Origin of the sequence: Terrirhizobium terrae, from assembly GCF_030323265.1 — a bacterium.
Classification (GTDB): Bacteria; Pseudomonadota; Alphaproteobacteria; order Rhizobiales; family Rhizobiaceae; genus Neorhizobium.
Genome location: NZ_CP104991.1, coordinates 151,762 through 165,341 on the forward strand (window position 1 = coordinate 151,762; position 13,580 = coordinate 165,341).

Below are 13,580 nucleotides of genomic sequence, written 5' to 3' on the forward strand. Positions count from 1 at the left end.
TGGATAAGACCTGAATGGCCCGAATTCTGATTGTTGAAGACGAGATGCTGGTTGCCATGCTGGTCGAGGATGTCGTCCTCGAGCTTGGACATCAGGTCGTCGGTCCGGCAATGCGGCTTGAGGATGCTCTTTCCGCGACTGAAGTCGAAGATTTCGACTTTGCTATCCTCGACATCAATCTTGCAGGCAAGCAGTCATTCCCGGTTGCCGACCGGTTGGCCAGGCGCGGCATCCCATTTATGTTTGCTAGCGGTTATGGGGCCGCGGGCCTCGCCGAGGCTCACCAAGCCGCTCCGGTTCTTCAGAAGCCGTTTTCGCCGGCGCAAGTGGAAGCCATGTTGCGCCGTCTTTGTCCGGCATGAGCCGCAACGTCATCGGCGGCTGGAAATCACTCGTCGCGTCGTTCCCAATTCCGCTTATTCGGCGGCCGCTGCCCCGGCACCCGCATCTTCAGAGGTCAACTGGTTTGCCTCCAACATATCTCTGCTGTAAGTCCATCAGGCTCAAACTGAACCTTCACCGATCCTGTGTCCTTCGACAGCGAACTCATCAGCAAGCGTGTGCCGAAACCACGGCGCGAAGGCTGAGGGCTGACTTGTGGGCCACCTGTCTCCCACCACCCGATCACCAGCGACGCATCCTCATAGAGGTGGCGACGTTGACCCGGCCGGAATTCCAGAGGTGACCGAAGGCAAATTGCTGGTGAAGACGCTCTGGCTCTCTGTGGACCCATATATGCGTGGGCGGATCAGCCCAGCGAAGAACTATGCCACGGGCTTCAAGATCGGCGACCTCATGCGAGGTGGCGGAATTGGCGAGGTCATAGCTTCCGAATCCATCGATTTCCGTGCTGGCGACATCGTAACCAGCGATTATTTCGGATGGCAGCCATTCAGCACCATTCCGGCGGGAAGTGCAAAGACAGTGGCAACAGAAGATGCGCCGGTTCAGTCCGCACTCAGCTATCTCGGCATGCCGGGTCTTACCGCCTATTTCGCCCTGCTCAAGACGGGGCAACCAAAGGCCGGCGAGACAATCCTGATCTCGGCGGCATCGGGCGCTGTTGGGCAGATCGCGGGCCAGATTGCCCGGATAAAGGGGCTCGATCCCGTGGCAGTCGCCGGGTCGGACGAAAAGCTCGATTGGTGCAACGCACTTGGATATCGTGCAGGCATCAATCACCGGACCTCGCCCGACCTTGTTGCGGATGTAGCGGCTGCCTGCCCCAAGGGTGTGGATGTGTACATCGACAACACGGCAGGACCCATACACGATGCCGCAATGCTGAATCTCAACACATTCGGCCGAGTAGTGATAGTCGGGACGATCTCCTTGCCGATCGCTTCGACCAACCGGATATCGGCTTGAGACATCTCAGAAGAGCTCTGATCACACGTGCCCGGCTCGAAGGCTTCCTTCTCGACGATCATGAACAAGAATATCAAATGGCAATCGCCGATCTGGTGTCGTGGTACAGGCAGGGATTGCTCGAAACGCGCGAAGACATTGCCGAAGGGATCGAGAGCGCGCCCCACGCCTTCTTAAGAAGGTTGAGGGGAGAGAACTTCGGAAAGCAGTTGGTCCAGCTGTAAACACACGCGAGCAGTCATGCCGGCGACGTCTGCGTGGGGCCGAAAGCTGACGACGCTTTTGTTATGGCTCTTGAGCTGAATCGGACCAAGAACCGTTAGATTCAGAATCGTAACCTCAAAAGAGATCAGTTACTTCGAGCAACAGGTTGGAGACGGCCATAACCTTCCAGTGCCCCCTCAACGAGGTAGCACTATAGGAGTGAAGCTGAGAACAGTGTCCTAAATTCTGCGGCCTGGACATCCGTGACGATGGTGCAGTTCGGCGCGCGGCCAGCAAGATGCCGCTCACTCACCGCCGCGATAACCTGACCGGCAGCGGGGCCACTGTCCGTGTAGATCGAAACATGTGCCTGCACGGTCTTAAAGATTTCGGGCTTCAGCATCCACGCAATCGCCGCGGGATCATGAAGACAGGGATCCTTGGAGCCGTAATTGATCAGCAGATGCGCCGCTTCAGCCGCAACCGGCGTATCAACCGCCTGCACCTGGCGGATCATCTCATCCGTAACGGTCGCCTGGCGCGTGACGTCGAGACCCAGCATTGTGATCGGGATGCCGCTGTCGAAGACGATCGCGGCCGCATGCGGGTCGACCGCAAAGTTGAACTCCGCAAGGGGTGTCGTATTGCCAGGACAGAAGGCCGCACCGCCCATGATGGTAATGGCACTGATGAACTCCGGCAATTCCGGATCGAAAAGCAGGGCCAGCGCTAGATTGGTCAACGGACCCGTTGCGCAGACATGCAGCCCGCCTTCGGCGCGAGCGATGCGCGAGATTTCGTTGGCCGCATGGCCGCTGGCAAGCGGCATTGACGGCGCTGGAAGCGTGCTACCGGCAAGACCATCTGACCCGTGCATAATGGAAAGGCGGCCACGCGACGCCATGATCGGGCGGGCGGCACCCGAATAGACCGGGATATCCTGACGTCCGCACAATTCGAGGATGCGTCTTGCATTGTTGACGACAGGCTCGAGACCGACATTACCGGCAACGCAGGTCACGGCGATCATGTCGAGCGCATCCCGTCGACCAAGCGCCAGCACCATGGCAAGCGCATCATCGGCGCCGGGGTCGCAATCATAGAGAAAACGCAGTGCGGCCATGTTTCGTTTGCTCCGGTCCAATAGGGTAGGAAGCACCCGGGAGGCGCCACCAAAGTTTTTAATTGCCACCCGAGCCGGGAGCGCTGCCGCTCCCGGCTCGGGTGCAAAGGCCCTGGGGAATTAGGCCTTATCGATCAGGAAACGAGCAGCTTCCGACGCCCAGCCGAAACGGACGGTGGAGCCGACCTCGACATCACCCGCGGTTGCAGGCGCGCGGGCGATGATTTCCTGCTCGCCGGCATCGATGATGACGCGCAGTTCCGAACCGCCATAGACGGTTTCGCGTACGCGCCCCTCGCAAAAACCTTCGCCGAGTGTGATCATTTCCGGGCGAATGACGAGCGCGCCCTTGATGCCATCTGTGGGGGGCACCGGCAATCGGCAGCGTGCCGATGGCGGTCTCAAGCGCGCCGGCCTTGACCGTGCCACGGATGATCGACGACACGCCGATGAAGTCGGCTACAAAGAGGTTCTGCGGCTCGTCATACATCTGGCGCGGCGTGCCGAGCTGGGCGATCTTGCCGTCGTTCATCAGGCAGATGCGGTCGGAGAGTGCCAGTGCTTCCTGCTGGTCGTGGGTGACAAAGATGATCGTCGCGCCGGTTTCACGGTGAATGCGCTTGATCTCGATCTGCATGACTTCGCGCAGCTTGGCATCGAGCGCGCCAAGCGGTTCGTCCATCAGGATGATGGCCGGATCGTAGACGAGGCAGCGGGCAAGCGCGACGCGCTGCTGCTGGCCGCCGGACAGCTGCGAGGGAGAGCGCTGCGACGCGTGGGCAAGACCGACGGTTTCCAGCGCCTTGGCAACCTTGGCGTCGATTTCCGCCTTTGGCAGGCTGCGCATCTTCAGCGCAAAACCGACATTTTCCGCCACCGTCATATGCGGGAAGAGCGCGTAGTTCTGGAAGACCACGCCGATATCACGCATGTTGACCGGCGCATGCGTCTGGTCCTTGCCGTCGATGATGACGGTGCCGGATGTCGGCTCCTGCAGGCCGCAGATCAGTTGCAGGAGGGTGGTCTTGCCCGAGCCCGAAGGACCAAGCAGGGTGAGAAGTTCGCCCTTGCACACTTCGAGATTGACGTGATCGAGTGCGGTGGTCTGGCCATAGAGCTTGGCAAGCCCCTGAACTTGAAGCTTGATTTCCGGCGTGTTGGCAGAAGCGGCTGACATGTCGAAACGTGTTCCTTTGGTCGTGATGGGATCGGCAGGGTTGCGCATATCAGCGCGGCCTTGCCTTTTCGGCGATGACGAAAAGTACTGTCACCACCGCCACGATGAAGACCGAGGCCGCGGCCAGGGTCGGAGAAATGCTGAGAATGATATCGTCCCACATCTGCTTTGGCAGGGTCTGCTTGACGCCCGCACCGACGAACAGCGCGATCGTCAGTTCTTCGAAGGAATGCAGCAGGCCGAACAGGAAGGCTGCGATGGCGCCGCCCTTGACCAGCGGCAGAAGCACGAGACGGATCTGCTGCCAGCGGCTGGCACCGAGCGTTGCCGCCGCCTGAAGCAGGCGCCAGTCGAAACCACGGAACGTGGTCAGCAGGATGACGAAGACGATCGGCATAGCCGACAGCGTGTGGCCGAGTATGATGCCGGTATCCGTCGCGATCAGGCCGACCTTGGCCAGCACGTAGAACAGCGACACGCCGATGACGATATTTGGCACGATCATCGGCAGCATGAAGGACAGGAAAATCAGGCCGCCCGCCTTGCGCTGCGTTCGGGCCAGACCATAGGCTGCCATGCCCGAGATGATCGTGGCAGCGATACCGGTCACGATGGCGACGATCACCGAGCGGGACGTCGCGCCCATCCACTGGCTGGAATTCAGATAGGTCTGGAACCATTTCAGCGAAAAGCTCTTCGGCGGAAATTCGAGAAAACTCGATCCGGAAAAGGCCATCGGCGGGAATGCCAGAACCGGGATGACCAGGACGGCAATGACGATCCACACGAACACGGTGAAAACGCCGCGACCGAAACGCGCCGGAAACAGGTTGGCGACAAAATCGCTGACGGCGGCCCCCATCTCGATGACTGCGCCACCGATGGCCCCAATCACGCCACCACGCCTGGTCGCCGCGCCATTGCCGGAAACGGCCGACATGCCGAAAAAGCGGTCGTAGACGGCGATGGTGATCAGCGTGACGGCAAGAAGAAGCGCTGCGAGAGCACCGGCGAGGCGCAGATTGAAGAGTTGCTGTACCTGGGTGATCATCATCTGACCGATGACGGTTTCGCGCGGCGAACCAAGCAGAGCCGGCGTGATGAAGAAGCCGAGGCCCATGACAAAGATCAGCAGGCCGGCGGCGGCAACACCCGGCATCGAAAGCGGCACAAAAATGCGCCAGAAGGACTGGCTGCGGCTTGCACCCATGGTCATGGCGGCAGGGATGAGACGGCCATCGATGTTCAGCATGGTCGGCAGCATGGTCAGGATCGCGATCGGCAGCATGGCATGCGCCATGCCGAAGATCACCGCGCCGCGCCCATAAAGCAGATCGAGTTGCGTGTCGAAACCCATGCCGGTCAGCATCTGGGCGACGATGCCCTTGCGAGCGAGCAGAACGATCCAGGCGAAATTTTTCAAGAGTGGACTGACCCAGAAAGGAAGAAGCACCAGCCACATGGCCATGCGGCGGCGGCGCTCAGACATGCCGGCCAGCCAGACTGCGATCGGATACCCCGCGAGAAGACTGACGATGGTCACCTGCGCGGCAATGGCAAATGTATTGCCCAGAACCCGCACATAAACGCCGGCCGAGATCATCTGCTCGTAGACGCTGAGGTCGAAGGCGCCGGATTTGGGGTCGATGAAGGATTGCCAGATCAGCGCGCCGGCCGGAAGGATCAGCAACAGCGCCATATAGACAAGCCCCGGCATGGACAACCAGAGGCTATCCAGCCTCAGGCGCTTCCGTGAGATCGTGTCTGTGGCAGAAAGTTCAGCCATTGGGAGTCCCGTCTGTTAAAATGGCCCGTCCCGCATGTCGCAGGACCGGGCCACCCTTTGTCAGATATGCAGCTCCGCCGGAAAACGGAACTTGAAGCTCAGGTGGAATTCAGGGACTGATCAGCTCAGGATCCACTGCTCGAAACGCTGCGTCAGCGCATCCTGGTTTTCGGCCCAGTATGCGGCGTTGAGAACCGTCAGACCCTTGATGTTTTCCGGCGAGGTCGGTAGAAGCTGCGCCTTCTCGGCATTCAGGTGTTCGTAAGCCTTCATGTTGGTCGGGCCGCAAGCGAGAATGTCGGTGTAGGCAGCCTGACGCTTTGGATCGAGGCACCATTCGATGAACTTGCGGGCGAGATCAGCCTTTTCGGTGTTGCCGGCGATCGTCCAGCCATCGATGTTGAACAGGCCACCGTTCCAGACGATGCCTGCCGGTGCGCCGGCATTGATGGCCGCCTGCGCGCGGGTCGACCAGGTCGACATCATGTCCAGTTCGCCGTTCTGGAGAAGCTGCGTGGCGTGAGCGCCCGAGGTCCACCAAATGTCGATGTTGGACTTGATCTTGTCGAGGCTTTTGAAGGCGCGGTCGACATCGAGCGGATAAAGCTTGTCGAGCGGAACGCCATCGGCCAGCAGTGCCATTTCCAGTGTCGTTACCGGGCTGCGCCACAGGCCGCGACGGCCCTTGAAGGATTCGACATTCCAGAAATCGGCCCAACTGGTCGGCACCGTCTTCATCGTGTCCTTGCGGTAGCCCATGGCCAGCGCGAAGATGGCGACGCCGGCAAAATCATTCTCGAACGTGTGCGGCGTGAAGTCGTCCTTGTTGGGCACTTCGATATTGAGCGGCAGCATGTAATTGCCGCCGAGCTTGCGGATACGCAGCACGTGTTCCGGCGTCATCAGCGCGACGTCGAACAGTTTGGTGTCGGTGTCGATCGCCATCTTGTATTGCGGGATCGGATCCGGCTCGTTGGTATTGGTCTGAATCGTCACGCCGGTTTCGGCGGCAAAGGTGTCGTAGAAGGCGACCTTGAAGCCTTCATAGAAGGCGCCGCCCATATCGCGTACGACCAGCGTTTCGCCGGCAAAGGCGCGGGTGCCCTTCAGCAGCGCCGGAGCAGCAAGCGCTACGGCGGCAAGGCCGGTGGTCGCCTTCATGAAGCCACGGCGCGATACATTGTTATTCATTTTTACCCTCCGGCGTTTTTGTTTGACCTTCGTCAACTCTACTCTTTCCGTCACTGCGGCTTCGGTAAATTACATTTTTCCGTGCATCTGCTTTGGCACATGCGAAGCAAGCGGCCGACGGCTTGCGCAAAAGCGAAGAACAGCCTCGGCAAGCACGTTGTCACAGATCGCTAGCTGGGATTCCTCGATGAATTCATCGGGGCGATGCCCCTGTTCCATGCTACCCGGCCCGCAAATGACCACCGGCACATCCAGCGCCTGTGCGAACAGACCCGCTTCCGTGCCAAAGCTGACGCGACATTCCTTGCCACCCTTCGGCAGGCAGGCGGCAAAGGCCTGCACGACAGGATGATCGCCATCAATCGAGTGGCCCGGATAATTGCCGGTGATCTCGATATCGATCGACGCCTCCTTGAAACGTTCCTTGTGCGGGGCGACGGCCGCAGCACCTGCCTTGCGAACCTGCTCGGCCAAAGCCAGCGGATCGTCCGCCGCCATCATGCGGCATTCCATCAACAGCTCGGCATTGTCCGGCACCAGATTGACCGCCGTGCCGCCCGAAAGCTTGCCGACATGCACGGTGGCATAAGGAACGGAATAGCCCGGCTCACGCGGACCACGGGCCTCGATTTCATCCTGCAATTTGCGCAGGCCGGAGATGAAATCGCTGGCGATATGCAATGCGTTGAGCGCGAGCGGTGCCTCGGCGGAGTGGCGCGGCACGCCGGTCGCCTTAACGTGCAAGGCCATCTTGCCCTTGTGGCCAAGGCCGAGCTGCATCGATGTCGGCTCACCGACCACGATCAGGTCCGGCAGGATGTCGCGTGCGGCGATTTCCTCAAGCATTGGTCTCACTCCGACACAGCCGATTTCCTCGTCATAGGAGATTGCAAGCCACAAGGGGGCCGCCAGGCTTTTCACGTCGATCGTTTGTGCCAGCGCCAGCGCCGATGCGACAAAACCCTTCATGTCGGTCGTGCCGCGCCCATAAAGCTTGCCATTCTTAAGCGTGAGACTAAACGGCGGCACCGTCCAGTCCTGCCCGACAACCGGAACGACATCGACATGGCCGGACAACATCAACCCGCCAGGTGCATCCGGGCCAAGCCGCGCCAGTAGTGCTGCCTTCTGTCCGGTCGCGTCGTAGAAGCGTTCGCAGACCGCGCCCGCTTCTTCCAGTGCTGTCTCGACTTCGTCGATCAGCGGCAGGTTGGTGTCCGAACTGACGGTGGGATGCGCGACGAGGCGCTCAAGCCACGCTTGCGTCACCGTCACAGCCTTGCCTCCGCCTCATCCATCGCCGCGTTGATGTCGGCAACCAGGCCGGCAACCTCGGCTTCCGGAATGGACACGCGAAGACGGCGTTCCAGTGAGGTGAAGATGCCGAAGAACGAGTTGGCGCAATGGTTGAGCATGCGCATCGCGTCGTCTTTCGAGATATTGCAGCGGCTGACCAGATAGGCGCAGATATGCTCGCAGGCGATGGCATTCGGCAGCACATAGGCTGGCTGGGTGTCATAGGCGATGCGACGGAACGGCAGGACCGACGGCTTGATCGTCAGGTCGGCGGACAATTTTGGATCACGCGAGGACGCGCCGATAACGAGGCGGGCATCCACACCTTCCAGCACCCAGCGTCCGAGCGCCGGGTCCCAGATCGCCAGATCCGAGCCCTTGAGGGTGATCTCGATCCGTTTGCTTTCGCCGGGCGCCAGAACGGGCTTGGCAAAACCCTTCAACTCCTGCGGCGAACGCTTCAAACGTTTGCCCGGTGCATGAAGATAAAGCTGCGTCACTTCCGCACCAGCACGGCCGCCCGTGTTGGTGACGGTGAAGGCAACAGTGATTTCATCCTGCAGGCCGATCTGGGCGGACGACACGCTGAGATCGGAATACGCGAAGGTCGTATAGCTCAGGCCATGACCGAACGGGAAGAGCGGTTCTATTTCGCGCAGATCATAGGAACGATAACCGACATGAATGCCTTCGCCATAAATATGGCGGCCGTTTTCGCCGGGATAATGCAGGAAGCCGGGAACATCTGCCAGACGCTTCGGGAAGGTGACGGAAAGCTTGCCGGACGGATTGACCTTGCCGGTCAACACATCGGCAACGGCACCGCCCATGGCCTGGCCGGCATAGAAGGTGACGAGCACCGCCCCAACCGCATCCACCCACGGCATTTCTACCGCATCCGGGCATGCGATCACAACTGCGACCTTATCCGAAGCCTCGGCAAGCGATGCGATCATGTCATCCTGACCAGGGCCAAGCGCCAGCGTCGTACGGTCGGAACCTTCGCCATCATAGGCGCCCTCGGTCGAGGTATAGACCAGAACCAGATCCGCCTTTGCGGCCAGCGCCAGCGTTTCGGCATCGGCCTCTTCACGGAAGGTCAGCATATGGTTTGCGCCAAGCGCCTGCTGCAACTGCTCCAGCGGCTGGTCGACCATGGTGGGGATTGTGGTGGCACAACCGGAACCCTGAATGACCGGCGTGCCAGCATCACGACCGACGACGAGAATGGTCTTCATGTCCGGCGTGATCGGCAGCAGGTCTGCGTTGCGCACCAGAACCATGGAAGCAGCCGCCATGGCGCGCGCTTCGGCATGATGGTCCTCGGCGGTGTAGACCGGCACCGGATTTGCCGCGCCTGCATTGCAGCGCTCGATCATTTCCAGCATGCGCGTGCAGGACAGGTTCGCCACGTCTGACGGAACGGTGCCGTTGTCGAGTGCGGCCAGAAGATCGGCCTTGCGGCGCGGGCTTTCCGGCATGTCGAGATCGCCACCCGCCATCAGCGAAACCGGACGATCCTTGATGCCGTGCCAATCGGAAACAACCACGCCGTCAAAGCCCCAGTCATCGCGCAGCACGTCGTTCAGGAGCCACGGATCCTGTGAAGCCTGCACCCCGTTGAGGCGATTGTAGGAGGACATGATCGTCCAGGGCTTTGATTGCTTGATGGCGATCTCAAAACCCTTGAGATAGATTTCCCGAAGCGCACGTTCCTCGATGACACTATCCATCGTGGTGCGCTCGACCTCGGAATTGTTGCAGGCAAAATGTTTGAGCGAGGTACCCACGCCTTGGCTCTGGATGCCTTCGATAACGGCTGCCGACAGCTTGCCGGTGACCAGCGGATCTTCGGAGTAATATTCGTAGGAGCGGCCGGCGAGCGGCGTGCGGCGCAGATTGATGCCGGGACCAAGCAGCAGATGCACGCCCATGGCGCGGCATTCCTGACCGAGCAGCACGCCGAGCCGCTGCATCAAACCTTCATCCCAGCTGTTACCCATCGCCGAACCGTTGGGGAAGCAGGTCGCCGGCTTCATTTCCCCCACGCAATCGCGACATCGCTGGCACGCTGGTTGACAACGGAGAGGAAGGCATCGAGATCCATGCCGCCGCGTTCATCACTATCGATCTGTGGGATCGAATATCGTACGCCATAGGTGCCGTCAGTCATGACGATCGGCTTGATGCCATAGGCGGGAACAGCCGCAGTCTTCCACATTCCGAAACCGGAAAGCAGGTCGACCTTTTCCTGATTGGTCATCGCCTCGACGATCGATGCGATTGTCTGATCTGCGGACTTGGTCTTCTCGTGCATTCTGGACTCCGTGATGCGGCACTCACCGCGCTGGTCAGGCGGTGTTGGCGCGCACATTGTCAGCCACCGAACAAAAATCAAAATAAGATATTCAGAAGTGATGCTTTGAAAAAGCGAGCCTAGCTTTGGCTTGTCCGACGCAGGTTGAGGATCGGCGCCTCCATGCCCGGCACATAATTGTCGGAAATGAGGTTGCTGCAATGCTCTTCAAACGTCCGCACCATACGCGTCGAAACCTGCTGGCCGACGCGGATCAGGCCGATACGCATCGGCCGGTGCTCTCCCGACAGGCGCAGGCTGACAAGCCGTCTCCCATCCAGCGCTGCCTTGTTCTTCGGCCGGACATTAGCAAGCGTATAGCCGTAACGGCTGGCCACCATCGTGCGGATGACTTCCTGATGCTGGATCTGCGCGACGATATTCGGTGTTGCTCCGGCGGCCGCGAACAGGCCGAGGAAATAGTCGCGCGACAGCGGCAGATCGAGCAGGATGAATTCATGTTCCTGTAATTCGACCAGCGAAATCGCCGAGCGTTCGGCCAGCGGGTCGGTTTCGGCCACCTGAACATAGGGCGGAAGCTCCGCCAGCGGCGTAAATTCGAAACCTTCCGGAACAGACAGATCGTATGAGAGCGCGATATCCAGTTCGGCGCGTTCCAGGCGCGTCAGCAGTGTCCGGTGATCGGCGACAGTCGGCCTGACAGTCACGCCGGGATAGGCTGCCTTGAAACTCTGGCTCACTTCCGGCAGCAGCATCGGCGCAAAGGTGAGCAGGCAGCCGAGCGACAGGGTTCCGCGAATCTGGTCCGTTGCTTCCGAGGCTGCGGTATAGAGGTTCTGCACCTGCTCGATCACCGCCTTCGCCTGCAGCAAAAGTTTCTGTCCGGCCGGGGTCAGCGACAGTCCCTGCGCATGGCGCCGCAGGAATAACTGGGTGTTGAGCTCGATCTCCAGCTGCGAGATCGCCGTCGAGATAGAGGGCTGAGAAACCCGGATACGGTCCGATGCAAGCGTGATCGAACCGGCTTCTGCCGTGGCGATGAAATATTCGAGCTGCCGCAAAGTGAACCGCATGTGAGGCCCTGATGCCAAAAGTCACGCCGCAAGGCAGACGGATAGGCCCCCGTCAAACGAGGCGCCGGACGGCAGCCTAATATTTGTGCTTTGCTAAAATGTAAACGTTCCCTCACCGAAGTGACCTCGTCAGCCCGCCCGTGCCCTGCTTTCGGCAATCCTAACCAGTGCTGCAGCAAATCATAATTTTCCGAATGCCAAGCCTTCGCTAGACCGGAACGATAGCTGAGCGCCGAACGGCGGGTCGTTGCGAAATAAAGAAGGGCGAATGCATGTCAGTCGAAAAGATCCATACGCTGGTGGTTGGCGCCGGCCAGGCGGGTGTCGCCATGAGCGAACACCTGAGCCGCAACGGCATCGACTACATCGTGCTCGAGCGCGGGCGTGTTGCCGAGCGCTGGCGTTCGATGCGCTGGGATTCGCTGGTCGCCAACGGCCCGGCCTGGCATGATCGCTTTCCGGGGATGGATTTCCCCGGTCATCCTGACGCATTCGTGCCCAAGGAAGGCGTCGCCGATTATTTTGAAGCCTATGCCGACATGCACAAGGCGCCGATCCGCTGCGGCGTCGACGTCACCAAGGTCGAACGGCTTGAAGACCGGCCCGGTTTTCGCGTCGAAACCTCCGATGGCGTCATCGAAGCTCTCAACGTCGTTGCCGCTACCGGCCCGTTCCAGAAACCTTCCATTCCACCGATCGTGCCTGCGGATGCCGGTATCACGCAAATGCATTCGAGCGATTACCGCAATCCCGCGCAGCTCGCCGAAGGCGCGGTGCTGGTCGTTGGCGCAGGTTCGTCCGGCGTGCAGATTGCCGAGGAACTGATGTTATCCGGCCGCAAGATCTATCTCTCCGTTGGCCCGCATGACCGCCCGCCGCGCGCCTATCGCGGCCGCGATTTCGTCTGGTGGCTCGGCGTGCTTGGCAAATGGGACGCACAGGCACAGGCCCCCGGTTCAGAGCATGTGACCATTGCGGTCAGCGGCGCACACGGCGGCAAGACCATCGATTTCCGCCGTCTGGCGGCGCAAGGCATGGTGCTGGCCGGCATGACAGTTGCCTATAATAACGGATCGCTTTCCTTCGCCGACGATCTTGTCCGAAATCTCGATCGCGGTGACCAGAATTATCTGTCCCTGCTCGACGAGGCGGATGCCTTTATCGCCCGCAATGCTTTCGATCTGCCGGAAGAACCCGATGCCCGCACGCTGGGACCGCAGGTCGACTGTGTCACCAATCCGTTGCGCGAGCTCAACCTGCAAGAAGCGGGTGTAACCACGATCATCTGGGCGACCGGTTTTGTCTCGGACTACAGCTGGCTGAAGGTCAACGCTTTCGACGAGGCCGGTCGTCCAAAACACCAGCGCGGCGTTTCCGCTGAAAAAGGTATCTACTTCCTCGGCCTCCTTGGCTTTCCGGCCGCGGTTCCAGCTTCATCTGGGGCGTATGGCACGATGCCAAGCATGTGGCCGACCATATCCTCATCCAGGACACGTACCTCGCCTACGCGCCGCAACCCTGATCATCCGGCAAAAACCTGCCGACGACCAACATGAACAATCCGATGGAGAAGAGAATGGCCCATACGCGCATTCGCAAGTTCAACACCAAGGAAACATACCCCGAGCAGAAGCTCGACAACGACCTCTGCCAGGCCGTCGTCGCCCGTGGCACGATGATCTTCCTGCGCGGCCAGTGCCCGCAGGATCTCGACACCGCCAAGAACATCGACAGCCATGATCCGGTGGACCAGACCCACAAGGTGATGCAGAACATCCGCCAGCTGGTTGAAGAATCCGGTGGCAAGATGGAGCACGTCACGAAGCTGGTCGTCTATCTCACCGACGTGCGTCACCGCGAAGCCGTTTACCGGACCATGGGCGAATACATCAAGGGCGTCTTCCCGGTCTGCACCGGCCTTGTCGTCGTCGCGCTGGCACGCCCCGAGTGGCTGGTGGAAATCGATGCGACCGCCGTCATTCCGGACTGATTCTTCCTCACATGGTGGCGGTCGGCATTTATCGGCGGCCACAAAGGCACACCGA

The 13,580-nt window shown here is 60.1% G+C and carries 12 protein-coding genes and 2 pseudogenes; 5 read left to right on the top strand and 9 right to left on the bottom strand.

The features are described 5' to 3' along the window. Nucleotides 1-44: 44 nt before the first annotated feature. The 3 genes from N7E02_RS04490 to N7E02_RS04500 all read left to right on the top strand — a co-directional run bounded on the left by N7E02_RS04490 (nt 45) and on the right by N7E02_RS04500 (nt 1,592). On the top strand, nt 45-362 hold the full coding sequence (locus tag N7E02_RS04490) for a response regulator (RefSeq protein ID WP_286578876.1): 318 nt from the start codon (nt 45-47) through the stop codon (nt 360-362). Nucleotides 363-597: 235 nt separating this feature from the next. Then, the gene (locus N7E02_RS04495; protein WP_286578877.1) at nt 598-1,368 is read left to right on the top strand and encodes an MDR family NADP-dependent oxidoreductase; all 771 of its coding nucleotides are present in this window, start codon (nt 598-600) and stop codon (nt 1,366-1,368) included. Further along, nucleotides 1,365-1,592, top strand: coding sequence for an MDR/zinc-dependent alcohol dehydrogenase-like family protein (locus N7E02_RS04500; RefSeq protein WP_286578878.1), 228 nt, complete (start codon nt 1,365-1,367; stop codon nt 1,590-1,592). The genes N7E02_RS04495 and N7E02_RS04500 overlap by 4 nt, the downstream gene beginning before the upstream one ends. A 191-nt stretch (nt 1,593-1,783) precedes the next feature. On the opposite strand, the gene N7E02_RS04505 is transcribed toward N7E02_RS04500, so the two are convergent. From N7E02_RS04505 to N7E02_RS04540, 9 genes and pseudogenes are all read right to left on the bottom strand, one after another. Next, a complete protein-coding gene (locus N7E02_RS04505; protein WP_286578879.1) occupies nt 1,784-2,695 on the bottom strand; it encodes a nucleoside hydrolase in 912 nt (303 codons plus the stop codon). A gap of 120 nt (nt 2,696-2,815) precedes the next feature. Beyond that, nucleotides 2,816-3,019, bottom strand: coding sequence for a TOBE domain-containing protein (locus tag N7E02_RS29445; RefSeq protein ID WP_353622808.1), 204 nt, complete (start codon nt 3,017-3,019; stop codon nt 2,816-2,818). A 403-nt stretch (nt 3,020-3,422) separates the two neighbouring features. After that, nucleotides 3,423-3,920, bottom strand: a pseudogene (locus tag N7E02_RS29450) (ABC transporter ATP-binding protein); the annotation flags it as partial. A gap of 1 nt (nt 3,921) precedes the next feature. Beyond that, on the bottom strand, nt 3,922-5,658 hold the full coding sequence (locus N7E02_RS04515; protein ID WP_286578880.1) for an ABC transporter permease subunit: 1,737 nt from the start codon (nt 5,656-5,658) through the stop codon (nt 3,922-3,924). 120 nt (nt 5,659-5,778) lie between these two features. Then, nucleotides 5,779-6,849, bottom strand: a complete 1,071-nt coding sequence (locus tag N7E02_RS04520) for an ABC transporter substrate-binding protein (RefSeq protein ID WP_286578881.1) — start codon at nt 6,847-6,849, stop codon at nt 5,779-5,781. Nucleotides 6,850-6,918: 69 nt separating this feature from the next. Next, on the bottom strand, nt 6,919-8,124 hold the full coding sequence (argE, locus tag N7E02_RS04525) for an acetylornithine deacetylase (RefSeq protein ID WP_286578882.1): 1,206 nt from the start codon (nt 8,122-8,124) through the stop codon (nt 6,919-6,921). After that, nucleotides 8,121-10,184 (bottom strand): glycoside hydrolase family 3 C-terminal domain-containing protein, encoded by a 2,064-nt coding sequence (locus N7E02_RS04530; RefSeq protein WP_286578883.1) that lies wholly within the window; start codon nt 10,182-10,184, stop codon nt 8,121-8,123. The genes argE and N7E02_RS04530 overlap by 4 nt, the downstream gene beginning before the upstream one ends. Continuing rightward, nucleotides 10,181-10,462 carry a hypothetical protein gene (locus N7E02_RS04535; protein ID WP_286578884.1) on the bottom strand — a complete coding sequence of 94 codons (282 nt, stop codon included), beginning with the start codon at nt 10,460-10,462 and terminating at the stop codon, nt 10,181-10,183. The genes N7E02_RS04530 and N7E02_RS04535 overlap by 4 nt, the downstream gene beginning before the upstream one ends. 119 nt (nt 10,463-10,581) lie before the next feature. After that, on the bottom strand, nt 10,582-11,535 hold the full coding sequence (locus N7E02_RS04540; protein WP_286578885.1) for a LysR family transcriptional regulator: 954 nt from the start codon (nt 11,533-11,535) through the stop codon (nt 10,582-10,584). A 272-nt stretch (nt 11,536-11,807) separates the two neighbouring features. Here N7E02_RS04540 and N7E02_RS04545 point away from each other — a divergent pair. Together N7E02_RS04545 and N7E02_RS04550 are read left to right on the top strand one after the other, a co-directional pair. Beyond that, nucleotides 11,808-13,057 (top strand): annotated as a pseudogene (locus N7E02_RS04545) (flavin-containing monooxygenase). A 54-nt stretch (nt 13,058-13,111) separates the two neighbouring features. Continuing rightward, a complete protein-coding gene (locus tag N7E02_RS04550) occupies nt 13,112-13,525 on the top strand; it encodes a RidA family protein (protein WP_145632231.1) in 414 nt (137 codons plus the stop codon). Nucleotides 13,526-13,580: the final 55 nt, after the last annotated feature.

Coding starts and splice junctions, on each gene's coding strand:
- N7E02_RS04490 (WP_286578876.1), top strand. CDS start 45: ATGCTGGTTGCCATGCTGGTCGAGGATGTCGTCCTCGAGCTTGGACAT.
- N7E02_RS04505 (WP_286578879.1), bottom strand. CDS start 2,695: ATGGCCGCACTGCGTTTTCTCTATGATTGCGACCCCGGCGCCGATGAT.
- N7E02_RS29445 (WP_353622808.1), bottom strand. CDS start 3,019: ATGATCACACTCGGCGAAGGTTTTTGCGAGGGGCGCGTACGCGAAACC.
- N7E02_RS04515 (WP_286578880.1), bottom strand. CDS start 5,658: ATGGCTGAACTTTCTGCCACAGACACGATCTCACGGAAGCGCCTGAGG.
- N7E02_RS04520 (WP_286578881.1), bottom strand. CDS start 6,849: ATGAATAACAATGTATCGCGCCGTGGCTTCATGAAGGCGACCACCGGC.
- N7E02_RS04530 (WP_286578883.1), bottom strand. CDS start 10,184: ATGAAGCCGGCGACCTGCTTCCCCAACGGTTCGGCGATGGGTAACAGC.
- N7E02_RS04535 (WP_286578884.1), bottom strand. CDS start 10,462: ATGCACGAGAAGACCAAGTCCGCAGATCAGACAATCGCATCGATCGTC.
- N7E02_RS04540 (WP_286578885.1), bottom strand. CDS start 11,535: ATGCGGTTCACTTTGCGGCAGCTCGAATATTTCATCGCCACGGCAGAA.
- N7E02_RS04550 (WP_145632231.1), top strand. CDS start 13,112: ATGGCCCATACGCGCATTCGCAAGTTCAACACCAAGGAAACATACCCC.